Raw genomic sequence first — 23564 nt, forward strand, 5'->3', positions numbered from 1 at the left:
CACGGATCGTGCTCACGTTCCATGTGCCCGCGCGCGAGGACGTGGACCGGATCCACGGAAAACTCACGGGCCTCGGTCACCGGAGCTCACAGCCGCCGTTCGATGCCTTCTGGGGCGCTCGATATGCAATCGTCGAGGACCCGGACGGCACTCACGTGGGCATCATGAGCCCCTCGGACCCGGAGCTCCGGAGAGCCCCGCCTGACCTCTAGCCGAGGCCAGTGAGTGGGGGGCCGTGGATCAGGCCGCGATTTCGATCTTGCGGGGCTTGGCCGCTGCGACCTTCGGCAGCTCCAGTTCGAGCACCCCGTTGCGCAGCTTGGCCTGGATGCGCTCGCCGTCGATCGCGTTCGAGAGCCGGAAGCGCGTCTCGAAGTTGCCCACGCCGTACTCGGTGTAGAGCGGCTCGAGATTGTCGTACTCGGCGGTCGCGACGCGGCCGCGCAGCGAGAGCACGCCGTCGACCAGCTCGACCTCGATCGCGTTCTCGTCCACGCCCGGCATCTCGGCCCACAGGCGCAGGCCGGCTTCGGTCTCGAGAATGTCGACCTTCGGCGCGAACGTGCGGCCGGGCCGCGTGTTCTGCGTGTTCGGTTCAGTGGCAGGGTTCATGTTCGAAGTTCCTCCTTGTGTTTCCGGGGTCATTGGGCAGTGACCGCGATCTGCCGGGGCTTCACCTCGGCGCGCGCCGGAACGCGCACGGTCAGAACGCCGTGCTTGCAGCTGGCGGCGGCCTGCGACGGATCCACGTCGCGCGGCAGCTGGATCGAGCGCGAGAACTCGCCCGCCACGCGCTCGCGGCGGTGGTACGCGCCCTCGGCGGCCGGCTCCTGGGAGCGCTTGCCGCCGACCGAGAGTGTCTGACCGCGACTCTCGATCGACAGGTCTTCGGGCGCGAAGCCCGGGACCTCGATGCGAATCACGACGTCGCCGTCCTGCCGGAACAGATTCACCGGCGGGTGCACGCCGCGACCCAAGAGACCGCCCTCGAGCCCACGCGGACTCTGGAATACGCGTTCCAACTCGTTCTGCAGTCGGAACAACGCATTCACCGGGTCGAGCTCACGACTGAAAGTGAAAAGCGCCATGGAATTGCCTCCTCGTTTGCGGCCCGTTCCTCCCGGGCCGAGCGAATCGCTAGAAACGGGCGTCGGCCAGTCAAGTTGCCGGGGCTGCCCTAGAATCGCGCCGATGCCCAGCCGCAAGGAGAGCGCCGCCGTCCGCTACACGCGCGACTACGTGGCGATTCCGTCGGTGAATCCCATGCGGCGCAGCGACCTCGACGCCGCGATCACGGGCGAGCGGCGCTACGCCGAGCATTTGCGCGCGCAGTTGCGGGCCTTAGGATTGGATGCGGAGCTGGTCGGCGGCGATCCGGACCGGCCGTCGCTCGTGGCGGAGGCGCGCGTGGCCGACGCGGCGGAGACGATCCTGATCGCTTCGCATCTCGACACCGTACCCGTCGACGGCATGGAGATCGCGCCCTTCGACCCGCGCGTGGCGCAAGGCCGCATCTTCGGGCGCGGCGCGTGTGACACGAAGAGCGGCATGGCGGCGGCGGTGTCTGCGCTCGAGCGCGTGCTCGCGCACAAACGGCTGCGGCGCAACGTGATCCTGGTGGGCGAGGCCGACGAAGAGCTCGGCAGCGTTGGCGTGCGCGACGTGATCGCGCACCTGGGTGCGCAGCGGCCCGACTGGGTCGTGGCCACCGAGCCCACCGAGCTGCGCTGTGTGACTCGCCACAAGGGCATCGTGCACGCGCAGCTGCGCGCGACCGGGGTCGCGTGTCACAGCTCGGAGCCGCAGCGCGGCAAGAACGCGATCACCGCGCTGGCGCGCGCCGTGCTGGCGCTGGAGGAGCTGGCCGAGGAGCTCGGCACGCGCGTCGATCCGGCGCTCGGCGCGGGCACGCTCTCGGTCGGGCGCATGGGCGGCGGCAGCGCCACGAACATCGTGCCCGACGACGCCTGGCTGATCCTCGACCGGCGCTGCATTCCGGGCGACGACGACGTGTCGGTGCGCGCCGAGCTCGAGGGCGCGCTCGCCAAGCACGACCTGCCCGACGTGCGCGTCGAGTGGTGCACGCTCGAGAAGGCCCTGCTCGCCACGCCGCCCGACGACCCCTCGGTGGCCGCGCTGCAGGCCGCGCTGGCGCAGGCCGGGCTCGAGACCGCCACCGCGGGCGTCGCGTTCGGCACCGACGCCGGCGAGTTCAGCGCGCGCGGCTGGCCGGGCGTGGTGTTCGGCCCGGGCTCGATCGCCCAGGCCCACACCAAAGACGAGTGGGTCGCGATCGACGAGATCGACACCGCGAGCTCGATCTTCGAGACGCTATTTTCGTCCCGCGCCTAGCGTGTCCACGTCGGCCAGCACCAGGTCGGCGTCGAAGGTCCCGGGCGCGTAGACGTTCCGCACGCGCCGCTGCGAGTCCAGGAGATACACCTTGGCCACGTGGCGCTTGGCGCCGTCGGCGAAGGTCACGACGTCCTGGCCGAAGTCCTTCAACAGGGGCGCGAGCTCGGCGCGCGCCGGCGTGAGAAAGCGCCAGTCGCTCTGCGGGGCCATCAGCTCGCGCAGGTGCGCGAGCTGCTCGGGAGTGTCCCGTTCGGGGTCGAAGCTCACGCAGTCGAGCCGCACGCGCGCCGCGCGCACGGGGTCCTTGGCGAGGCGGCGGTCGAGCTCGCGCAAGAGCGCGAGCGACGCGGGGCAGCCGCCGGCGTCGTGACAGCTCCCGTAGACGAGCGCGACCACGGCCACCTGCCCGGGCGCGAGCCCCGGGAACGGCACGCGCGCGCCGCCCGGGTCGAACAGCGAGCGTTCCTGCACCTGCCCCACCGCCGGCAGCTCGTACGTGCCCGGCGCCGGCGGCTGGAACAGCGCGAGCAGCAGCGCGAGCGCGGCGGTCACGCGCGACTCACTCCCCGGCGGTCGGCTCCGCCGCGCCGGCCCAGAAGCCGTCTTGCCCGAAGCGCATGATGTGCGGCCGGCCGAGCTTCTCGGCCTTGAAGTCCACGGCGAACAGCGGCGCGAGTGACTTGCCGTCCCACGAGAAGGCCTTCACGAACTGCTCGTCGTCGGCTCCACCCTTGTCCCAGTTCGAGAGCAGCGACGAGCTGAAATACAGCCGCTTCCCGTCCCAGCTCTCCGACACCATGTTGACCTGCGCGCCGATCTTCTGCTCGTGGATCACCGTGGGCTTGCGCGGATCCGACACGTCGAACACGCGCACCGTGCCGTCCACGAAGCTGTCGACGAACAGGTACTTGTCGTCCGACGAGAGACTGATGTCGACCGGCAGCGGCGGCTTGGCCGGATCGCCGATCGGCGCCAGGTCCACGGCCTCGAACGTGCCGTCGTCCTTGCGGAAGATGCCCCAGAGCCGGCCGGTGAGCGCCGCCGAGGTGAAGGCGTAGTAGTGTCTCGGGTCGAGCGCCCAGCGGATCTCGAGCGGCGCGCCCGGCACCTGCAGCGTCTGCAGCGGCTTCCGCGCGTGGAAATCCCAGACCACCATGGTGTTCCCGAAGTGCTTCATGGCCTCGGCGTCGCCCATCAGCTCGCCCAGCGGTCGCATGTAGTTCTTCCGGCCCGTGAACGAAGAAGTCAGCATGCGGTTGAGATCCGGCTTCACGCGCACGTCGTATCCGTATTCCGCGCCCGCCGGCATCCAGATCGTGCGGATGAACTGGCCGGCGTTCGTGTACTCGACCATGGCCGTCTTGCCGCCGCCGTCCTTCTGGTTCGAGAGACCCGTGATCAGCATGCGGCCCGGGAGCGCGTAGAAGGTGTGGGGTCCGACCACTCCGCCCGACTTCGCCACGAAGTTCGAGATGCGCTTCTCTAGCTTCGGCTTGGCCGGGTTGCTGGCCACGTCGAACACGAAGATCTCGCTCGTGTCCAGCCCGCCGAGCCACAGGAAGCGGCGGTCGTCGGTGAAGTCACCGTGATGCGCCTCGTGCCGGCCGGGCATCGACACCTGACTCACGACCTTGCCGTAGCCCGGCTTGGCCGGGTTCGCGCCCAGAGTCACGAGCTTGTCGTTGCCGTCGCCCAGGCCCGGAACGCCGAGCGTGTAGACGTAGACGTAGTCCTCCTGACCGGTGATCTTGGGCAGGAACGGAGAGAGGCAGGTCTCGTCTGCAAACGCCGCCGGCGCGAGCAGCGCGGCGCAGAACAGGGCCGTGAAGAGCGCACGTCGTGTCCCGGTCATACTGTCCTCCCGTCGTTCGAGCCGTCGTAGAAGTATAGGAGGGGAGAACGATGAAAGGTCAGCTCCACCTCCTGCCCCGCCCGCGCGAGCTCGAGTTCGCGCCCGGGGTGTGTGTTCTGGACCGCGCGCCCGAGGTCGCGCAGCGGGGCGCGCGGGCCGTGACGGTGGCGCGGGCGCGCGAGCGGGTGGCGGGGCTGCGCACGCGCGTGGCGCTGCGGATCGACCCGGCCCAGGCCACGGGCGCCGAGGGCTTCGAGCTCGCGATCACGCCCGACGGGGCCGAGGTCTCCGGCCGCGACGCGCGCGGGCTGAACTGGGGCGTGAGCGCGCTGCTGCAGATCGCGCGCCAGCGCGAGTCACAGCTGCCGTGCCTGCACATGCGCGACTGGCCCGAGCTGGCCGAGCGCGGCTACATGCTCGACGTGTCGCGCGACCGCGTGCCCACCATGGCCACCGTGGCCGAGCTGGTCGACCTGTGCGAGTCACTGCGCCTGAATCAGCTCCAGCTCTACACCGAACACACCTTCGCCTACCGCGACCACGCCGAGGTCTGGCGCGACGCCTCGCCGTTCACGCCCGACGAGATCCGCACCATCGACGGCTGGTGCGCGGCGCGCGGCATCGAGCTCGTGCCCAACCAGAACGGCTTCGGCCACATGGAGCGCTGGCTCCGGCACCCGCGCTACGCGCCGCTGGCCGAGCTGGGGGAAGGCGCGCCGGGACCGGGCTCGACGCTCGCGCCCACGCCCGAGGCGGTCGCGTTCGTGCGCTCGCTCTACGCGGAGCTCCTGCCGAGCTTCTCGAGTCACAAGGTGAACATCGGCTGCGACGAGCCGTTCGAGCTGGGCCGCGGGCGCTCCAAGGAGCGCTGCGAGCGCGAGGGCAAGGGGCGCGTGTATCTAAACTACGTGAGCCAGCTGATCTCGGGCCTGCAGGCCGAGGGCCGCACGGTCCAGCTCTGGGGCGACATCATCGGCCAGCACCCGGAGCTGATTCCCGAGCTGCCGCGCGAGCGGCTGGTGGCGTTGGCCTGGGGCTACGAGGCGCCGATCGATCCGGCGGAGATCCCGCGCAACATCTGGGACTCACTCGTGGCGCTGGGCGTCGACGTGGAGGCGATCCGCGGCTTCGCGGTGCAGGCGCGCCGCTACCAGCGCGCCGGAGTGCCGTTCACGGTCTGCCCGGGCACGTCGTCGTGGCTGTCGCTCGTGGGCCGGGTGCCCAATGCGCTTGGCAACGTGAGCGACGCCGCCCGCGCGGCGCGCGAGTTCGGCGCGCGCGGCATGCTGATCACCGATTGGGGCGACCTGGGGCACCTGCAGCCGCCGGTCGTGTCGCTGCCCGGGCTGTGTCTGGGCGCCGCGCTGGCCTGGGCGAGCGAGTCACAGGGCGAGCTCGACCTGTTCGGAGCGATCGACGCGCTGGTGGTGCGCGACGCCACCGGCACGATCGGCGCGGCGCTGGCGCGCCTGGGCGAGCTGTACCTGCGCACGGGCATCCGCGCGCTGAACTCGAGCCCGCTGGCGATGGCGCTGCTGCGCCCGTTCCGCCGCTACGAGCCGACCTGGGGCCGCACCGACCGCGCGCGGCTCGACGCGATCGTCGACGAGATCGACCGCACGCGCGCCGAGCTCGCCCGCGCCGCGCCGCAGGGCTTCGGCGGGCGCATCGTGGCGCGCGAGCTGTCCCAGGCGGCCGCGCTGGCGCGCCACGGGGCGTTCCGGCTCATGCACGCCTGCCTCCACGAAGGCCCGCCGGCGGAGCTCCTGCGGCGCGAGCTCGGCCAGGCGATCGACGAGCAGCGCGCCTGCTGGCTCGCCCGCTCGCGCGAAGGCGGGCTGCGCGACTCACTCGGCCGGCTGGAGCATGCGCGCGCGGAGTACGGCGCGTGAAGGCACCTCTGCTCGAGCGGCGCGTGGTGCCGAGCATCGAGCCGAGCGCCGCGTCGCCCGCGCAGGTCTGGCGCGAGTTCGCAGCGCAGAGCGACGGCGGCCGGCGCGTGCGCTGCGTGGGCTCGGCCCGGCGCAACCCGCGGCGGCTGCTCGCGCTGGGCTACCGGCCGAGATACAAGCTCGAGCTCTTCGGCGTCACCTACTACCTGTGCGACGTGCGCCAGAACGAGGACGTGCGCTTCTTCGTGGCCTATCTCGCGCTGCGCGAGGGCCGGTCGGAGCGGCCTTCGGTCTACGCGCGGCTCCTGTACAAGGACGGCTCGCTGCTCTGGCGCTGCGCCTCGCACTTCGCGAAGTCCGCCGACGAGAACTGGATCGGCAAGGGCGACCTGAAGCCGGTGCGCGAGCACGGCGAGCTGGCCTGGTATTCCGCCGAGCACACCACCGACCTGCCGCTCGAGCTGCAGATGGCGGTCGAGTCACTGACTCAGCGCGCGGCGCGCGTGCGCACCGACACCCAGGCGCTGGCGCTCGTGGTGCGGCGCTGCGGCGACCGCAAGATCATCGCCTACCCCGACTTCATCGTACCCCGGCGCCGCGCGGCCTCGAACCCGCGCAACCTCGTGCACGGCGGCCGCGCGATCGCGCGCTTCCGCCGCGCGAACGTGCCCGAGTCGCTCGAGTTCGTGCGCGGCTTCGAGCCCGACTTCTCGCCGGCAGCGCGCATCGACCTCACCCACTCACACAGCCGGCTCTACGAAGGCCGCGTCGACCGCTATCGCCTGCTGTCCACCAACCGCCGCATGCAGTACCTGTTCTTCGCCGCGCCTCGCCTGGTCTGGCTCGGCTACCCGCAGCCGCTCACCACGGAGCTGTCGCGCTACGGCGTGCGCACGATCGACGTGACGGTGCCCGACGACCTCGTGGTGCCGGCCATGGAGTACCACTATCTCGAGTTCGACGACCCGCCGGTCTGGATGAGTCAGATCCCGCCCGGCTTCGCGGGCCCGGTGAGTCCCAACGACGCCTTCCGCGCCGACGCCTCGGCCTGGCTCGACCGCTTGCCGGTCGTGCGTGAGTTTCGCAAGCGCGTGCTCGGCGAGTAGAGTATCCTCGGCGCCCGATGGACTCACTCGAACGCTGGCAGCGGGCGGGTCTCTTGGACGAGGCGGCGGTCGCGCGCATTCGCGCCTTCGAAGCCGAGCAGGGGCACGAGTCACGCTTTGGCTGGCCCGTGCGCATCGCGATCGCGCTGGGCGGCGTGCTGCTCGGCGCGGGCATCCTGTTGTTCGTGGAGGCGCAGTGGGACGCCCTCTCGCCGCTCGCGCGCTTCGCGTTGGTGCTGGCCATGGTGGGCGGCTTCCACGCCGCGGGCGCGTACACGCTGGAGCGCTTCCCGGTGCTCGGGCTGGCGCTGCACGCGCTGGGCAGCGTGAGTCTGGGCGCGGGCATCTTCCTGTGCGGCCAGATCTTCAACCTCGACGAGCACTGGCCGGGTGGCGTGCTCCTGTGGGCGGTCGGCGCGACGGCGGGCCTCGCGCTGGTGCGCAGCTGGCCGCAGCTCGCGCTCACCGCGCTGCTCTGGCCGGCCTGGATCGGCAGTGAGTGGATCGTGCGCACCGAGCTGGTCGTGAACGCGGCGCGCCCGCTCGCGGCGGGCTGGCTCCTGCTGGCCATTGCGTATCTCACCGCGCTCACGCCCGACCTGCAGACGCCGGCGCGCCGCAGCCTGCATTGGATCGGGCTGGTCGCGTTCTGGCCGCTGCTGTTCTTCGCGATGGCGGCGGCGAGCGAGTCCTCTCACGCGCCAAATGCGGTCGACTCACCCTCCTGGCTGGCCGGGGGCTGGCTGCTCGCGATCGGGCTGCCGCTCGCGGTCGGGTACGGCCTGCACGGCGCGCGGGTCTGGACGCTCGGCATCGCGGCCGCCTGGGTCGTGATCCTGGTCGCGATCTGCGCGAATGCGGGCGGGTCGCTCGAGAAGGAGCCGCTCGTGTACGTGTGGTGCGGCCTGGGCGCGATCGGCATGATCGCCTGGGGCGTCACGGAGTCACTGCCCTCGCGTATCAACCTGGGCATCGCGCTGTTCGGCGTGACGCTCGTGGTGTTCTACTTCACGAACGTGTTCGACAAGCTCGAGCGCTCGGCCAGCCTGGTCGTGATGGGCGTGGTGTTCATCGGAGCCGGCGTGCTGCTCGAGCGCACGCGCCGGCGGCTGGTGCGGCGCGTGAGTGTGACGCCATGACGGCCCGGAGCCGGGGGCTCGCGCTGGCGGCGATCCACGTGGCGCTCGTGCTGACGCTGGGCGGAAAGTACCTGCTCGACCGCTGGACGCGCCCGCGTGTCTGGGTGCGCGTCGCGCAGGTCGATCCCTACCTGCCGCTGCGCGGTCGCTACGCGCAGCTCGCGCTGGCGATCGAAGGCGACGGGCTCCGCGACGGTCAGCCCGTGGTGCTGAACGTCGAAGACGGCCACCTGCGCGCGGTTCCCGTCGACCAGAGCACGCACACGCACGTGCGCCTCGGGCGCGGGGCTCAGCCGCCTCTGCTGCTGCGCGAGCCCGCGGCCTTCTTCATCTCCGACCGCGCGCAGGACCCGACGCGCCTGCACCGCGAGCTGTGGGCCGAAGTGACCGTGCCCAGCCTGGGCGTGCCGCGGCCGATCCAGCTCGGCGTCGAGCGCGAGGGCCAGATGGTGCCGCTCGACGCGCTGCCGCCCGAGTCACCCTAGTCGCGGGCGCGGAACGGCCGCGCCAGGTCCGCCGGCGCGCGCGAGCGCCCGGCGAACAGCGCGAGGACCGCCAGCGTGAGCACGTAGGGAGTCATGAGCAGCAGCGTGTAGGGCAGCGCCGAGCCCGCGGCCTGCAGCCGGAACTGCAGCGCGCTCGCCGCGCCGAACAGCACCGCCCCGCCGACGATGCGCGCGGGCCGGTAGCCGCCGAACAGCACGAGCGAGAGCGCAATGAAGCCGCGTCCGCTGGTCATGGCCTCGACGAACACGTCCGAGAGCCAGAGCACGAGTGACGCCCCGGCCAGCCCGGCGCACGCGCCGCCGAACAACGTGGCTGCGAGCCGCACGCGGCCGACCGAGATGCCCTGCGCGTCGGCGGCCTCCGCCCGCTCGCCGACCGCGCGCAGCGAGAGCCCGGGCCGCGTGCGCCCGAGAAACAGCGCGACCGCGACCACCAGACACCCCGCGATCAGCGTGAAGCCGTTCGCCCCGGCGAGCGCGGCCATCTGCGGTGCGCGCGACAGTGACTCGCCCGCGGGGTGCAGCCAGCGGAACAGCGAGCCCGTGGCGCCGAGCGCCAGGATGTTCAACGCCGTGCCCGATACGATCGGATCGGCGCGGCGCCCGAGCGCGAAGGCGGCGAACACGAGCGCGAGCGCGCACGCCGCGGCCACCGCAGCGGCGCACGCGAGCGTGACCGAGCCGGTCGCCGCGCCCACCTCGTAGGCCGCGAGCGCTCCGGCGAGCATCATGCCCTCGATGCCCACGTTCAGCACACCCGCGCGCTCGGCCACGAGCTCGCCCATGGCCGCGAGCGCGAGCGGCGTCGCGAAGCGCACGGTCGAGGCCAGCAAGAGGAGCGTCGGAGCGTCGATCACGTGTCCCTCCGCGGCAGCGCGAACCCGACCGACAGAAAGATCACCAGCGCCTCGATCACCTGCACGGCCACCGACGGTACGCCCGCCGCGCGCTGCATGGCGCCGCTGCCCGTGGCGAGCCCCGCGAACACGACGGCCGAAGGAATCACGCCCAGTGGATGCAGCCGGGCGAGCAGCGCCACCGCGATCGCGGTGAAGCCGTAGCCCGTGGCCAGGTTCTCGAACAGCCGGCCGGTGACTCCCGCGACCTCCAGCCCGCCGGCCAGGCCCGCGAGCGCGCCCGAGATCACGAGCACCCGCACGGTCTCGCGCTCGGGAGACACTCCCGCGTAGCGCGCGGCGTCGGGTGACAGGCCCACCGCGCGCAGGCGCAGCCCCGCGGCCGTGCGGAACAGCACGACCCAGAGCGCGAACGGCAGCGCGGCCGCGATCAACAGCCCCGCGTGCACGCGAGTCAGTCCGGGCAGGAGCAAAAGCCGCGCGGCCTCGGGGAAGGCATCGCTCTGTGGATACGCGCCGCTCGCCTCCTGGAGCGGCCCGTGCACCGCCCACGCCACGAGCAGCGCCGCGATGAAGTTGAGCAGGATCGTCGACAGCACCTCCGACACCCCGCGCTGCACGCGCAACAGCGCCGCAAGCGCCGCCCACGCCGCGCCGGCCGCCGCGCCGGCGAGCAGGGCCAACACAAGGACACCCACGCCCGCGTCCGGCCCGAACCCGCGAGTCACGAGCGCCGTGGCCGCGAGCGCGCCCGCGAGCAGCTGGCCCTCGCCGCCGATGTTCCAGATGCCGCAGCGAAAGCAGAGCGCGACGCCGAGGCCGACCAGCAGCAGCGGGCCCGCGCGCACCAGCGTGTTCTCGAGCGCGAGCGAGTCACCGAATGCGCCCTCGGCGAGAGCCCGCAGCGCCGCCACCGGGTCCGCGCCGAGCGCTGCAAGCCATGCTCCGGCGAGCGCAGCTGCAATCAGCGCTGCCGCCGCAGGTCCGGCCAGCGCGCGCAGCCGGCTCACCCGGGCGCCTCGCCCAGCATGCGCCGGCCGATCGCGGCGCGCGTGTGCTCGCCGTCGGGCACCGGCAGGAGCCGTCCGCGGAACAACACGAAGATGCGTTGCCCGAGCTCGAGCACCTCGTCGAGCTCGGTCGAGATCACGAGCACGGCTGCAGCGGCGCGGGCCTGGGCGCGCAGCTCTTCGCGCACGGCGGCCGTGGCGGCCAGGTCGAGGCCGCGCGTGGGGTTCACCGCCACGAGTACGCCGGGATCCCTCCGCAGCGCGCGCGCCACGCACAGCTTCTGCTGGTTCCCGCCGGAGAGCCTGCGCGCCGGGTCACTCGGCCGCGCGCGGATCGCGAAGCGCGCGATCGCCGCCTCGGCCGCCGCCGCGAGCTCACCCGGACTCACCAGGCCCGCATGGAACACCGGCGGCGCGCCGCCCTGCGCCGCCTCGGGCAGCACCAGGTTCTCGGCCACGGAGAGCTCGAGCACCAGGCCCGTGCGCTGCCGGTCGCCGGAGAGCAGCGCCAGCGGCGCGTGCAGCACCTCGAGCGCGCCGGCCTCGGGCGTGCGCACACCCGCGAACAGCTCCTCGAGCGGCTGCTGGCCGTTTCCGTCGATGCCGGCGAGCGCCACGATCTCGCCCGCCTCGACCTCGAGGTCGATACCGTGCAGTCCCGGCGCAGTGACTCCGAGCAGGCGCAGCGCGGGCGGTCCGGGCCGTGACTCCGGCGGCTGCCCCGCCGGCGGCAGCGCGTCGCCGACCATGAGCCGGCCCAGCTCCGCCGCGCTCATGCCGGCCAGCGCCTGACTCGCGACGGTCTCGCCCGCGCGCAGCACGGTCACCTGGTCGGCCACCGCGCTGATCTCCTCGAGCTTGTGCGAGATCAGCACGATCGACATCCCGCGCGCGCGCAGCTCGACCAGATGGCGCAGCAGCGCGTCGACCTCGGAGGGTGCGAGCACGGCGGTCGGCTCGTCGAGCACGAGCACGCGCGCGCCGCGCGCCAGTGCGCGCGCGATCTCGAGCCGCTGCAGCTCGCCGACCGAGAGTGACTCGGCGCGCGCGTCGAGGTCGATCCCCTGGGCCGAGCCCGCCAGCAGCTCGCGCGCCCGCGCGTGCAGACGCTCGCGCGAGAGCCAGGCGGCTCCCGGCTCCCCCAGCAGCAGGTTCTCCGCGACCGACAGCGCCGGCACGAGCATGGAGTGCTGCGGCACCAGCGCGATGCCCAGCGCGAGCGCGCGGCGCGGCCCGTCGATCGCGACCGGCACGTCGTCGATGCGGATCTCGCCTGCGTCGGGCCGCACGCTGCCGTAGAGCGTGCGCACGAGCGTGGTCTTGCCCGCGCCGTTCTCGCCCAGGAGCGCGTGGATCGAGCCCGGCTCGAGCGAGAGACTCGCGCCGCGCAGTGCCTCGGTCGCGCCGAAGCGCTTGCGGATGTCGCGCAGCGCGACGCGCGCCACGCGCTAGAAGTTCCCGCGCGGGACCTGCAGCGCGCCCGACGCGATCTGTTTCGCCAGCCGGTCGAGCTCCTCGCGCAGCCCTTCGGGGATCTGCGCCTTGAGCGCGTCGTTCCACTCGACGCGAATCACGTCGCTCGCCAGGCCGAAGCGCATCGGGTGCGACTCGAAGGAGCCCTTCTGAACCTCGGTGGCCACGAGCAGGAGCGCGCGCGGCACGTCGAGCGTGGCCGAGGCCAGCACGTGACCCGGCGCCGCGTCGTTCTGATTCTTGTTGGTGCCGAACGCCCAGACACCCGGGCTGTCGGTCACGGCCTGGAAGAAGCCGGCGGCGGCCTCGTTCGCGTTGTGGATCAGCACGTCCGCGCCCGCCGCGATCTGCGCGAGCGTGGCCTCGCGCGCCGCCGCGGTGTCTGTCCAGCCGCCGATGTACGAGATCGTGACCTGCGCATCGGGCCGCGCGCGCTTTGCGCCCGCCTCGAACGCGGTGAACGTGCTCTCCACCGACGGGATCTTCACGCCGCCCACCGCGCCGAGCTTGCCCGTCTTCGAGAGCTTCGCGCCCGCGAAGCCGAGCAGGAAGGTCGCGTCCTCGAGCTCGAACACGATCGGCGCCACGTTGCCGCGCAGGGTCGAGCCGCTGGTGGTGATGAACACGGTCCGCGGGTAGTCGTTGGCGACCTTCGCGGCCGCGTCCTGGAACTCGAAGCCATGGCCGAACACCAGGTTGAAGCCGCGCGCCGCGAAGTCGCGGAAGCCCGACTCGAAGTCCTGCGGTGTCTTCGTCTCCTGGTGCGCGACCTCGGCGCCGAGCGCGGTGTGGATCATCTGCAGACCCTCGTACGCGCTCTGGTTCCAGCCGCCGTCGCGGATCGAGCCGGGAGTCAGCAGGGCCACCTTGAAGTTCGGAACGCCGGTCGGCTCGGCCGAGGGAGCCGGCTCGCTCGCGCGCTTGCAGGCAGTGACCGCGAGCGCGCACAGCGCGCTGCCGACGAGCTTCCGGGCCCAGCCTCTCACGGGGGCGTAGCCTAACAGAGCCGCCGCTCGATCGCCCCGACGAGCTCGAGCAGCTCGAGCACGCGGGCGTCCGACACGTATGACTCGGCGCCGCTCTCGATGCGGTCGAGAAACACCTCGAGGTCGCGCGCGAAGAGCGCACCGGGCGGCTCGGGCGGGGGCGTCGCGAGCCGGCCGCGCGCGCACTCGATCGACCAGTCGGTGCTGCGCGCGAGGCCCGGTCCCCGTTCCTCGACCAGAGTCACCACCCCGCCGCCGGCGAAGGCGAGCTCGACCTCGAGCCGCCGCAGCGCGCCGGCGCCCAGGCGCGCGCCGCGCAGCTCGGCCGGACCGAACAGGTCGACCAGCCGGTGCAGGCGCGCGAGCGCACCGAGCGCCGGGCTGCCCGCGAGCGCGGGATCGCCGATCCAGCCCGCCGAGTCACCCGAGAAGCGCACGCTGCCCGCGCGCGGCGGACCGAGCAGCCGCGCCTGCACGCGCAGCGCCGCCTGCGAGGGCGAGAGCAGCTCGATGTGCTCCTCGTGCAGCACGAGCCCGCGCGCGCAGGCCGCGGCGAACAGCGCGCTCGCCTCCGGAGCCGTCGCCGCCAGGGGGAACTCCACCGCGACGTGCTTCCCCGCAGCCAGCGCGGCGCGTGCCGCGCCGGCGTGGAGCGCGTTCGGCGTGCACACGATCACGGCAGTCACCTCGGGGTCCGCGAGCACCGGAGCGAGCGGGTCGCCGCGAGTCACCACGGCCGCGAGCCGGGCGCGCGGGCTCGCCTCGAGCGCGCGCATGCGCGCCTGGCCGGCACGGCCTGCCCCGACCACGGCGACACCGCGCCGTGTCGCCGGCACGGCTCAGCCCAGCTTGCGCACGAGGGTCACGCCGTCGGACAGCCCCAGCATGACCGATTGCACGCGCCGGTCGGCGGCCACGTGGTCGTTGACCTGGCGGATCGCCACGGTGTTCGGGCTCTGGTCGTCTTCGGCGAGCACCCGCCCCGACCACAGCACGTTGTCGAGCGCGACCAGGCCCCCGGGCCGCAGGCGCGGGAGGATCTCCTCGTAGTACGCCCGGTAGTTCTCCTTGTCCGCGTCGATGAACGCGAAGTCCAGCGACTCACCGGCGGGCAGCGCGCGCAGGGTGTCGAGCGCGGGTCCGATCCGCAGCTCGATCCGGTCGGCCACGCCGGCCTTCTGCCAGTAGCGCCGCGCCACCGCGGTGTACTCCTCGCTCACGTCGCAGCACAGGAGCTTCCCGCCCGGCGGGAGCGCCCGCGCCATACACAGGGCGCTGTAGCCGGTGAACGTGCCGACCTCGAGCACGCGCCGGGCGCCGGTGGCCGCCACGAGCAGCGCGAGGAAGGTCCCCTCCTCGGCCGAGATCTGCATACCCGAGCGTTCGCCCATGAGCCGCCGCGTCTCGGCGCGCAGCTCCTCCAGCACGGGGTCGTCGGGGCTGCGGTGCGCGAGCAAATACTCGTGCAGGGCGTCGGTCACTGGCGTGTACTTCGGCACCGGAGCCCGAGTCTACCAGAAAGGGTCTTTGCGCCCTGAAACCCGCTGATAGAATTCGCGCAAACCGAGCAGGGGGAGCCTCGCATGGCCATAGGTGCTCGCAAGAAGTCCACCGCGCGGAAGCCCGCCGCCAAGAAGCCGGCCGTCACCACCGCGCGCAAGGGGGCCAAGAAGCCGGGCCGCAAGAAGAGCGCCGCCGTGCGCGCGCCGTCGCGGCGGCCCACGCCGGCCGAGGAGCTGGCCCGGCGCATCGTCACCGCCATGGACGACGAGTTCAACCTCGACCTGGGCAAGCTCTACACCGAGGACGCCGTCTCCGAGGAGCCCGCCGGCGGCACGGTGACCGGCCTCCAGTCACTCCGCTCGAAGCTCGCGGGCTGGCTCGCCGGGCTGCGGGCGGCGACCTGGAAGGCGCGCCACGTGTTCGTGTCGGGCAAGACGATCGCGATCGAGTGGGAGGCCAACATCACCTTCAAGGACGGCCGGCAGGTGAAGCTGGTCGAGGTGGCGATCCACGAGGTGCGCGGCGACAAGGTGTGCGCGGAGCGCTTCTACTACGACCCGCGCGCGCTCATGCCCGCGCAGGCGCCGCCGCCGCCGCGCCAGACGCCGCCGCGGCCGAAGCCCGCCCCCGCCGCCGTCGAGGAAGACGACGAGGAGGGCTCCGCGGTCGATCCGATGGACCTCTAGGCGGCGCGCCGCCGCACGAGCGCGAGCGCCGCCAGCGCAGTCCCGATCACGAGTGACACGCCCGGCTCCGGCAGGACGGAGTCGAAGGTCTGCGCCTGGAAGCCCGGCAGATCCGCGGCGGGGATGCCGAACGCGAAGACGCGCGTCGGGTTGGTCGCGCCGAAGTCGTTGTCACTCGTGACCAGCAAGAGATGGTCGCCGTTGGGCAGGTCGGGGCCGAACGCGATGCCCTCGATCTTCTCCGGGAAGCCCGCGCCGGCCAGCCCGAAGCTCGGGTCGAGCAGGTTCAGGAACACCGCCTTGGCGAGCGGGACCGCGCCCGAGGGCAGCGGGCCGTTCGTGGGCAGGTTGGGGATGCCGCTGACGTCGGCCGCGCCCGCCGTGCTGACGAGGAACAGGTTCTTGAAGGCCGCGTTGCTGCCCGCGTTCCCGTCGCGCTCGAGCACGAGGAACTGGTGGTCGTTGATCGCGAGGATCTCGGACACGCCGAGGCTCCCGGTGTCCAGCTGGTAGAGATACTCCTGACTCGTGCCCTGGGTCAGGTCCATGGCGAGCAGCCGCAGGTTGACGCCGACCCGGCCGTTGGCGGCGTTCAGCGCGCCGTCCTGGATCAGCGGGCTCTGCATGGCGCCCACCAGGTGCGAGCCGTCGGGCGTGATCGCGAGGCCCTCCATGCCGCGGTTGCTCTGGCGGCCGCTGGTGTTGCCGGGCGGGAGCTCGAGCGTGCCGTTCGCGTTCGGGTTCGAGATCAGGAACTTCGCGGGCGGCGTGAACGAGCCGATGCGCTGGCCCGCGGCGTCGAACTGGTAGACGAACGGGCCGTACTCGTCGGAGATCCACAGCGTGCCGTCGCGGCCGGCGCGCACGCCTTCCGGGTCGAGCCGCAGGCTCGCCGGTGAGTTCGTGGCGTCGAAGGCCGCGGCCGAGCCAGTGAGCTGCTGGCCCGACTGGTTCGTGAGCAGGTGCGTGGCCACGACCGTGGGAGTCACGGTGTGCGCGTTGGGGTCGACGTTCACCTGGACCGTGTAGTAGCGGTCCGCGTAGCTCGTGGTGCCGTCCGCGGGGCCGCGGTCGGGGGTGGCGATGTACAAGCTGCCGTTCCCGGTGTAGGCGATCGCGGAGCCCAGGCCGCCGATCCGGTTTCCGGGAGTGACTCCGTCCTCCAGCGTGCCGGTGAGGCCGGAGCCGTCGGTCGCATCGCCCGGGATCAGGCCCGTGCCGATGTAGTACGGCGCGGCCTCGGCGCGGCTCGCGAGGCCGCCGAAGAGCAGCGCCACGAGCGCGAAGAGCGCCAGCGTGGTCGGCTCGGGCACCGGCGAGTAGTGACCCGGGTTCCCGATGAAGCCGTCCTGGCTCGTGATCGAGCCGTACAGGTCACCCGGCACGGAGAGCACCGCCGCGCTCGCGTTGTTCGTGCCCAGCGCCGCGAACGGAATGTTGCCGCTCACGTTCAGCGTGCGCGGGCCCTGCCCCGTGGCGTCGTTGTAGGTGAGCCGGTCGACCAGCGCCGTGCTGGCGTCGTAGAGGTTGATCTCGTCGGCGCGGCCCAGGTTCTGGGAGTTGTTGCCCAGGATGGCGATGTTCACCGCCAGGTCCCACGACGCGCGAAACGCGTCGGCCGAGCGCTCGGTGATCAGCGCGCTCGCGTGCGGCTGGATCGTGCCGAGCGGCGTCAGCGACACGTTGGCCGGGAGCTCCGTGTTGTCGCTGAAGCTCCAGTGGGTCATGTCCTGCGCGACGTCGCCCACGTTGGTGAGCTCGATGAACTCGTCGCCGTTGTACTGCCACTCCGTGATCCGGATCAGCGCCGCGCCGTGAGCGGGCGCGGCAGCTGCAATGCCGATCCACCCGAAGACAAACCAGTGCAGAAGCCGCATGACTCACCCACCTCCGTCGTGGATCGACGGCGAAGGTGTAACGCGCTTCCCTGGCGCGCGGGGTGACGATGGTGCGACCTCTCGAATGAGAGCCCGCACACGCGAGTCACGATTTGGCGAGCAACTCAGCCGCCGAGCGTCATCCCGCCGTCACACACGATCACCTGGCCGGTGACCATGTCGGAGCCGGAGAGCAGCGCGAGGATCGCGGCCGAGATGTCTTCGGGCTCCGACGGGCGGCCCAGCGGCACGCGCGCCGACACGCCCTTCATGATCGCGTCGTAGGATTCGCCCCAACCCTGCTTGAGCCAGCGCCCGGTGATCGCCCCCGGGGCGACGCCGTTCACGCGGATCTTCGGCGCGAGCGCGCGCGCGAGCGTGATCACCAGGTTGTTGAGCGCCGCCTTCGAGGCGCAGTAGGGAATCGAGCTGCCCGTGCCGACGATGCCCGCGACGCTCGACACCATGACCACGGAGCCGCGGCCCGACTGCTCGAGCGCCTTGCGCGCGGCGCGCACCACCTGGAAGGGCGCCACCACGTTGACCTGGAAGATCCGCTGCCAGTCGTCGGTCGTGAGCTTGTCGAGGTCACCGTGCGGCACGAACACGGTCGTGCCCGCGCTCTGCACCAGGATGTCGAGCTGGCCGAGCTCACTCATGCACACCTCGACCATCTCGCGGCAGGCGGCGTCGTCGGCCACGTCGGCCTGGTACGGGATCGCGAACACGCCTTTGCGCGCGCACTCGGCGGCCGTGCGCTCCGCGTCTTCGCGCGAGCGGCTGTAGTTGATCACCACGGAGCAGCCGCGCGACGCCAGGTCGAGCGCCGTCGCGCGCCCCACCCCGGTCCCGCCGCCGGTCACGATCGCTGCCTTGCCCTCGATCTCCATCGACTCACCTCGGCGGGCCCAGTCCCGCGGCCGAACGCACTTCGTCCATGAGCTCCGCGGTGGCGGCGCGCGCGCGCGCCGCGCCGTCCCGCAGGATGTCCTCCACGGTGTCGGGGCGTGACTCGAGCTCGCGCCGCCGCGCGCGCGCCGGCCCGAAGTGCGCCATGACCTTGTCGAGCAGCGCCTTCTTGGCGTCGCCGTAGCCCAGCCCGCCCTGGCGGAACGCCTGCGCCATGGCGGCGCGCTCCTCGGGGTTCGCGAACAGCGCGTAGAGCTGGAAGACGGTCGAGCCGTCGGGCTCCTTCGGCTCGTCGACGCCCTTGGAATCGGTCACGATGCCCATGACCTGTTTCTTGAGCTGCTTGTCGGGCGCGAACATCTCGATGCCGTTCCCGGCGGTCTTGCTCATCTTGCGGCCGTCGGTGCCGGGAATGACCGCGGTCTCTTCCAGGATGTACGGCTCGGGCAGCTTGAACACCTCGCGGTAGGTCAGGTTGAACTTCACCGCGACGTCGCGAGTCACTTCCAGGTGCTGCTTCTGGTCCTGGCCCACCGGCACCAGGTCGGCGCGCCAGATCAGGATGTCGGCGGCCTGCAGCACCGGGTAGGCGAACAGGCCGTGATCGGGCTTCAGCCCCTGCTCGAGCTTCTCCTTGTACGAGACACAGCGCTGCAAGAGTCCCATGGGAGTCACCGTGGTCAGGATCCAGGCCAGCTCGGTGACTTCCGGGAAGTCGCTCTGGCGGTAGAGCACCGAGCGCTTCGGGTCCACGCCCATGGCCAGGAAGTCGAGCGCCGCGGCCTGAGTCAGCTCGCGCCGGCGCTTGGCGTCGTGGATGCTGGTGAGCGAGTGCAGGTCGGCCATGAAGTAGGCCGCCCGGTTCCCGTCCTGCAGGTCGATGAACTGGCGCAGTGCGCCGAAGTAGTTGCCCAGGTGCAGCACGCCCGAAGGCTGGATGCCCGCGAGCACCTGCTGCCCGCGGATGCGCGGGCGCTCCTGCAACGCTCTTGCGCCCAACTAGACCGCCTGCAGCCAGCGCTTCGAGAAGGTCGGGTCCTCGTCGGCGACCAGCGCCTTGAAGCGCGACGAGAGCTTCGCGCTCACCGGCCCCGGCACGGGCTTGGGCAGCTCGAGTGAGTCGATCTGCGCGATCGGCCACACGTTGGTCGTGGTGCCGGTCAGGAACGCCTCGCGCGCGCGGCCCAGGAGCTCGCGCGGCATGCGGCCCTCCTTCACGTCGTAGCCGAGGTCGCGCGCGAGCTCGATCGTGAGTCGCCGTGTGATGCCGTCGAGCACCGAGTCGAGCCCGCCCGTGTGGAGCGCGCCATCCACCACCAGGAAGAAGCTCTGCGTCGACGACTCGGTGAGTGAGCCGGCGCCGTCGAGGAAGAGCACGTCGTGGAAGCCCGCCGCGCGCGCGCGCTGCTTGGCGAACGCCGCGTGCGTGTAACCGGCGGCGATCTTCACCTGGGGCGACAGCACGCTCGCGGGCATCTTGACCGAGGTCGCGATCTGCAGCTTCGCCGGGCCGCCCGCATTGGCGCGCTTGCCGCCGGCAATCACGTCGCCGATCGAGAACGCGGCGAGCGCGACGTCGGGCTTGGGGTCGACCGGCAGCACGTCGAGTGACACGCCCGGGTAGTAGGCGCTGACCTTCACCAGCTCCGAGCCCGGGTTGGCGCGCACCAGCTCGGCGATGCCCGCGCGCAGCTCGCGCACGCCGTAGGGCGGCGCCATGCCGGCCAGCTGCATCGACTGCACGAAGCGCTCGACGTGCTCGTCCAGCCCCAGGATCGCGGGCCCGCGCTTCACCCAGTAGATGGGCATCACGTCGAACACCAGCGTCCCGCGTTGGATCGACTGGGACAGCACGTGCACGGTCGCCTCGGCCCAGGGCACGAGCCGGCCGTTCACCCAAATCCTGCGCTCCGACAATGACATGGCGCGCAGTCTAGCCCGTCTTCCCGAGCCCGCGCGATCGGCTAGTTTTCCCTCGCGGTGGGGGAGACCGGCGGGCCAGGAGCCCGGGCATGAAGGCGCCCGGGGTGATCGTGAACGCGCACGCCAGGCGCGCGCGCGTGGAGCGCAGCCTGGGCGAGCGCCTGGGCCGGCTCCTGCCCCCCGAGTACCTGTGCTTCACCGAGACCCAAGACGAGCTCGACCGGGCGCTCGCGCGCTTGCGCGACCTGGGGGTCGAAAAGCTCGTGCTGGTCGGCGGCGACGGCACGGTGGGCGGCACGCTGACTCCTCTCCTGCGCATCTGGAATGGCACGCCGCTTCCGGCAGTCACACTGACCCCCGGCGGAACGGTCAACACGATCGCCCAGAGCCTCGAAGCGAGGCTCAGTCCCGAAGCCACGCTGATGCGCCTGCTCGACGGCGCGAAGCCCGTGCTCGAGGTGACTCGCCCGCTCGTCCGGATCGAGCCCGAGGAGGGCCCCGCGCGCGCCGGCTTGATCTTCGTGAACGGCGTCGCCGCGCGCTGGCTCGAGCAGTACTACGAAGGCGACGAGCTCGGCCCGCGCGCCGCCGCGTCGCTGGTGGGCCGCATCGCGCGCTCGGCGCTCACGGGCACGCGCCTGGCGCGCGAGCTGTTCGAGGCGCGCCGCGTGGCGATCGTGGTCGACGGCGAGCACCTCGAAGTCGAGCGCTTCACCGTCATGGGCGCCGCGAGCGTGCGCGACATCGGCCTCGGCTTCCGCCCCTTCCGCACGGCCGGCAGCGACCCCGAGCGCATCCACTTCCTGTACACCGACGCCGGGGCGTTCCGCGTGTGTCTCGAGCTGCCGGCACAGAGGCTCGGCATTCCCACGCCCGCGAGCTGTCTCGCGCACTACGCCGCGAAGGCCGTCGAGCTGCGCTTCGCAGCCCCCGAGCCCTGGAGCGTGGATGCCGACCTGTATGCGCCGACGCTGGCGCTCCGCGTCTCGGCTGGCCCGGCGGTCCGTTTCGTTTCTTACTGACTCCTTGCCGGCCTGGGAGTAGGATGTCTCTCCGAGAGGAGAGACGAACATGCGGTCACTCGCCACCCTTCTTCTGGCTACCAGCTGTGCGCTCGCGCTCGAGGCTCGGGCTGACTGGTTCGAGCTCAACCTGAAAGTCACCTGCTTCGAAGCCAGCTCCAGCCGTTATCTGATCACCAAGGAGGAGTTGAGCGGCCCCCTGCTCATCGGCCACATCCTGGGCGTCGGGGGCGACATCGCCAAGACCGACGACATCACGATCGATCCCCTGGACGGCAGCGTCTACGTGGTTCGAAGCTGCGACGGGGGCACGATCAAGTCGCTGCAGGCGAGCCGGTTGTGTGACACAGAGGTCCAGCCCGAGGCCGACCCGGCGAAGTACGCGACCTCGTGCTCCGGCGTGCTCGGCGGCTGGGAGGGCACGACGCTCGATGGAGAGCTGGTGTGCTCGATGCAGGGCAAGACCAAGTCCGGCGACGTGTCGTCGGCCAAGGGAAGCTGCATCGGCTCGTTCCTGTCGAGCACGAACGGAAACTGTCAGATGCAGGGCAAGATCGGGAAGCGCTTCGTGCCCAAGGGCAATTGCCCGACCTGAGTCAGCGCCGGTCGCCCGCCGGCCCTGAGCCCCACGTCGGCGGCGATCTACACCGGCTCGCAGCTCGCGATCGCGCGCACGAGCGCGTCCACCGCCGCGGGCCAGGTGTAGTGCGCGCGGATCAGCGCGCGCCCCGCGCTGCCCAGCGCGCGGCGCCGCTCGGGACTCTCGAGCAGCTCGCACACACGAGCCGCGAACTCCGGCGCGCTGCTCGCCACGAGCGCATCTCGGCCGGGCACCAGGTCGTCGAAGCCCTCGCAAGTGACTGGACTCACCACCATGGCCTTCTCCATCGCGAGACCGGCCTGGAGCTTGTTCTTCATGCCCGCGCCGAAGCGCAGCGGAGACACCACCACCGCCGCGCGCTTCAGATAGGGGCGCACGTCGTCGACGAACCCGGTGACCACGACGCGCTCGCCGTCGTTCAGGTCGGCGATCGCGCCGCCGGGGTCGGGGCCGATCAGCCAGGCCTTCAGGTCAGGGTGAGTGCGCCGCACGATCGGCAGGATCTCCCGGGCGAGAAAGCGGGCGGCGTCGGCGTTGGGGGGAAACGTCATGGCGCCCACGAAGACGAGCTCATTCGACGACTCCGCGACCGCGGCGAACGGCTCCGGGGCGAAGTAGGCGGCGTCTCCGCCGTCGATCACGCGGTGCAGCCGCGCATTCACACCCGCGTGATTCGCGGCGAGATGTGCCAGGTCGGCGCTCGAGTTCGTGATCGCCGCCCCCACGCGCCGTAGCGCCCGGTCGAGGTAGCTGCGCAGCGCCGGCAGCTCGATCCGCAGCACCGCGCGGCGCAGCGCCGACAGACCCGAGTCACTCTTCAGCCGCCGCTCGACCGTCATGCTGGGTGAGTCGACGAGGTCGAGCGCCACCGCAGGCCACCACTCCTCGGGCACCCACTGCAGCGCATTCAGGGTCCAGCAGTAGAAGACGGCCGGCCGGTGCCCGGCCACGAGCGACCGCGCCGCCGCTTGCGCGGCCGCCAGCGCGGTGGGGTTCTTGTGGCGCCGGTCCAGAGCGGGTCGGCCCTCGACCCGCGTGCGCAACGCCGCGAACAACGAGCTCCGGCTCTCGCGCCGCACGGTGCGCACCTCGCCGAACAGCGTGCGCAGTGACTCCTGGGCGACAAAGGCGTCCCAATTCCGGTCGTCGTCCGCCACCACCCCGAGCAAGCACAGCTTCGCCCCGCGCTCGCGCAATCCGCCCAGCAGGTGCCACGGCCGAGGGGTCCCGGCCGCCGGCGGTATCGGAAAGGGCTCGGGCACCACGGCCACGACCGTCGGGAAGTCGTGAGCCAGCTTTGCCACGCGCGCCCAACATTGCATCCGGCCCGAGGGCCTGCAACGGCCCCGCAGCCCCCGCCGCGGGTGCACGCCGGCTTGCGCTAGGCTATCCACCTCCGCGCCAAGACCTCGCGCCGACGTAGCTCAGCTGGTAGAGCAGCTGATTCGTAATCAGCAGGTCCCCGGTTCGAGTCCGGGCGTCGGCTTTGCCTACACGATTCGGTGTCACGTTCTCACGGGCTCGCTTCGCAGGTCGGCGCAGTCCCCGCCTGCCGCCAGCTGGGCAGTGAGTCTCAGAAGCGATCCTTGCTGAGTCACTTCGTGCGCCTGAGCCCACAGGCCTGGGCCGCCAGGCCGCCAAGCCGAGTGGCGATTCCATCGAATCACGCATGAAAAGCGAAGGCGTACGGGCTCGCGACTGCGACATACTGCTGCGGTACACCCAGAGCCAAGAAACGGAGGCCCCATGAATCTCCGCGATGCCATCCACGCCCGCCGCGCCGTGCGCGCCTACAAGCCTGTCGCCGTCGACGAGGTCACCGTGCGCCAGCTCCTGCACGAGGCTGTTCAGGCGCCGAGCGCGATGA

At 71.8% G+C, this 23564-nt stretch carries 24 protein-coding genes and 1 tRNA gene; 10 read left to right on the forward strand and 15 right to left on the reverse strand.

Annotated elements, in window-relative coordinates; all coding sequences use genetic code 11:
- Positions 1-212, forward strand: a 212-nt coding sequence (locus VMR86_21680) for a VOC family protein (protein HTO09677.1), incomplete at its 5' end; no start/stop codon positions are given.
- Positions 213-240: 28 nt separating this feature from the next.
- Here VMR86_21680 and VMR86_21685 read toward each other — a convergent pair.
- On the reverse strand, positions 241-612 hold the full coding sequence (locus VMR86_21685) for an Hsp20/alpha crystallin family protein (protein ID HTO09678.1): 372 nt from the start codon (positions 610-612) through the stop codon (positions 241-243).
- Between the two features lie 29 nt (positions 613-641).
- Complete coding sequence (locus tag VMR86_21690) at positions 642-1088, reverse strand: Hsp20/alpha crystallin family protein (GenBank protein ID HTO09679.1); 447 nt, start codon at positions 1086-1088, stop codon at positions 642-644.
- Positions 1089-1191: 103 nt separating this feature from the next.
- Here VMR86_21690 and VMR86_21695 point away from each other — a divergent pair, with 103 nt between their 5' ends.
- Entirely contained in the window at positions 1192-2352 is a 1161-nt protein-coding gene (locus VMR86_21695; protein ID HTO09680.1) for a M20/M25/M40 family metallo-hydrolase, read from the forward strand.
- On the opposite strand, the gene VMR86_21700 is transcribed toward VMR86_21695, so the two are convergent.
- Both VMR86_21700 and VMR86_21705 read right to left on the reverse strand, forming a co-directional pair.
- Positions 2332-2907, reverse strand: a complete 576-nt coding sequence (locus tag VMR86_21700; GenBank protein ID HTO09681.1) for an SCO family protein — start codon at positions 2905-2907, stop codon at positions 2332-2334. The two genes, VMR86_21695 and VMR86_21700, sit on opposite strands and share 21 nt — an antisense overlap.
- A 7-nt stretch (positions 2908-2914) precedes the next feature.
- The gene (locus tag VMR86_21705; protein ID HTO09682.1) at positions 2915-4207 is read right to left on the reverse strand and encodes a selenium-binding protein SBP56-related protein; all 1293 of its coding nucleotides are present in this window, start codon (positions 4205-4207) and stop codon (positions 2915-2917) included.
- A gap of 50 nt (positions 4208-4257) precedes the next feature.
- Between VMR86_21705 and VMR86_21710 the strand changes: the two genes are divergently transcribed.
- The 4 genes from VMR86_21710 to VMR86_21725 are packed head-to-tail and all read left to right on the forward strand — an operon-like array spanning position 4258 to position 8829.
- Complete coding sequence (locus tag VMR86_21710) at positions 4258-6099, forward strand: glycoside hydrolase family 20 zincin-like fold domain-containing protein (GenBank protein HTO09683.1); 1842 nt, start codon at positions 4258-4260, stop codon at positions 6097-6099.
- The gene (locus VMR86_21715) at positions 6096-7205 is read left to right on the forward strand and encodes a hypothetical protein (protein HTO09684.1); all 1110 of its coding nucleotides are present in this window, start codon (positions 6096-6098) and stop codon (positions 7203-7205) included. The genes VMR86_21710 and VMR86_21715 overlap by 4 nt, the downstream gene beginning before the upstream one ends.
- Before the next feature lie 17 nt (positions 7206-7222).
- Positions 7223-8344 (forward strand): DUF2157 domain-containing protein, encoded by a 1122-nt coding sequence (locus VMR86_21720; protein HTO09685.1) that lies wholly within the window; start codon positions 7223-7225, stop codon positions 8342-8344.
- A complete protein-coding gene (locus tag VMR86_21725; protein HTO09686.1) occupies positions 8341-8829 on the forward strand; it encodes a hypothetical protein in 489 nt (162 codons plus the stop codon). The genes VMR86_21720 and VMR86_21725 overlap by 4 nt, the downstream gene beginning before the upstream one ends.
- Here VMR86_21725 and VMR86_21730 read toward each other — a convergent pair.
- From VMR86_21730 to VMR86_21755, 6 genes are read right to left on the reverse strand one after another with little or no spacing between them, the layout of a single operon-like run.
- The gene (locus VMR86_21730; protein ID HTO09687.1) at positions 8826-9707 is read right to left on the reverse strand and encodes an ABC transporter permease; all 882 of its coding nucleotides are present in this window, start codon (positions 9705-9707) and stop codon (positions 8826-8828) included. The genes VMR86_21725 and VMR86_21730 overlap by 4 nt on opposite strands.
- Positions 9704-10717 carry an ABC transporter permease gene (locus VMR86_21735; GenBank protein HTO09688.1) on the reverse strand — a complete coding sequence of 338 codons (1014 nt, stop codon included), beginning with the start codon at positions 10715-10717 and terminating at the stop codon, positions 9704-9706. The genes VMR86_21730 and VMR86_21735 overlap by 4 nt, the downstream gene beginning before the upstream one ends.
- Positions 10714-12162: an ATP-binding cassette domain-containing protein gene (locus VMR86_21740; protein ID HTO09689.1), complete on the reverse strand. Its 1449-nt coding sequence runs from the start codon at positions 12160-12162 to the stop codon at positions 10714-10716. The genes VMR86_21735 and VMR86_21740 overlap by 4 nt, the downstream gene beginning before the upstream one ends.
- 3 nt (positions 12163-12165) lie before the next feature.
- A complete protein-coding gene (locus VMR86_21745; GenBank protein ID HTO09690.1) occupies positions 12166-13176 on the reverse strand; it encodes a BMP family protein in 1011 nt (336 codons plus the stop codon).
- Between the two features lie 11 nt (positions 13177-13187).
- A complete protein-coding gene (locus VMR86_21750; protein ID HTO09691.1) occupies positions 13188-14012 on the reverse strand; it encodes a Gfo/Idh/MocA family oxidoreductase in 825 nt (274 codons plus the stop codon).
- A 3-nt stretch (positions 14013-14015) separates the two neighbouring features.
- Entirely contained in the window at positions 14016-14675 is a 660-nt protein-coding gene (locus tag VMR86_21755) for a class I SAM-dependent methyltransferase (GenBank protein HTO09692.1), read from the reverse strand.
- Positions 14676-14759: 84 nt separating this feature from the next.
- On the opposite strand from VMR86_21755, the gene VMR86_21760 reads away from it, so the two are divergent.
- Positions 14760-15365 (forward strand): nuclear transport factor 2 family protein, encoded by a 606-nt coding sequence (locus VMR86_21760; GenBank protein HTO09693.1) that lies wholly within the window; start codon positions 14760-14762, stop codon positions 15363-15365.
- On the opposite strand, the gene VMR86_21765 is transcribed toward VMR86_21760, so the two are convergent.
- The 4 genes from VMR86_21765 to VMR86_21780 form a co-directional block, all read right to left on the reverse strand.
- The gene (locus VMR86_21765) at positions 15362-17242 is read right to left on the reverse strand and encodes an esterase-like activity of phytase family protein (GenBank protein ID HTO09694.1); all 1881 of its coding nucleotides are present in this window, start codon (positions 17240-17242) and stop codon (positions 15362-15364) included. The two genes, VMR86_21760 and VMR86_21765, sit on opposite strands and share 4 nt — an antisense overlap.
- Positions 17243-17367: 125 nt before the next feature.
- Positions 17368-18132 carry an SDR family oxidoreductase gene (locus VMR86_21770; GenBank protein ID HTO09695.1) on the reverse strand — a complete coding sequence of 255 codons (765 nt, stop codon included), beginning with the start codon at positions 18130-18132 and terminating at the stop codon, positions 17368-17370.
- Between the two features lie 4 nt (positions 18133-18136).
- Entirely contained in the window at positions 18137-19135 is a 999-nt protein-coding gene (gene trpS, locus VMR86_21775; GenBank protein ID HTO09696.1) for a tryptophan--tRNA ligase, read from the reverse strand.
- 15 nt (positions 19136-19150) lie between these two features.
- The gene (locus VMR86_21780; GenBank protein HTO09697.1) at positions 19151-20074 is read right to left on the reverse strand and encodes an aminotransferase class IV; all 924 of its coding nucleotides are present in this window, start codon (positions 20072-20074) and stop codon (positions 19151-19153) included.
- An 89-nt stretch (positions 20075-20163) separates the two neighbouring features.
- Here VMR86_21780 and VMR86_21785 point away from each other — a divergent pair, with 89 nt between their 5' ends.
- Both VMR86_21785 and VMR86_21790 read left to right on the forward strand, forming a co-directional pair.
- A complete protein-coding gene (locus VMR86_21785) occupies positions 20164-21096 on the forward strand; it encodes a diacylglycerol kinase family protein (protein ID HTO09698.1) in 933 nt (310 codons plus the stop codon).
- A gap of 49 nt (positions 21097-21145) precedes the next feature.
- Positions 21146-21691, forward strand: coding sequence for a hypothetical protein (locus VMR86_21790; GenBank protein ID HTO09699.1), 546 nt, complete (start codon positions 21146-21148; stop codon positions 21689-21691).
- A gap of 47 nt (positions 21692-21738) precedes the next feature.
- Here VMR86_21790 and VMR86_21795 read toward each other — a convergent pair whose 3' ends face one another.
- Complete coding sequence (locus VMR86_21795) at positions 21739-23001, reverse strand: glycosyltransferase family 4 protein (protein HTO09700.1); 1263 nt, start codon at positions 22999-23001, stop codon at positions 21739-21741.
- A gap of 109 nt (positions 23002-23110) precedes the next feature.
- On the opposite strand from VMR86_21795, the gene VMR86_21800 reads away from it, so the two are divergent.
- A tRNA-Thr gene (locus VMR86_21800) sits at positions 23111-23183 on the forward strand.
- Positions 23184-23564 lie beyond the last annotated feature (381 nt).

The sequence above is a fragment of the Myxococcota bacterium genome (genome assembly GCA_035498015.1).
Classification (GTDB): Bacteria; Myxococcota_A; UBA9160; order SZUA-336; family SZUA-336; genus VGRW01.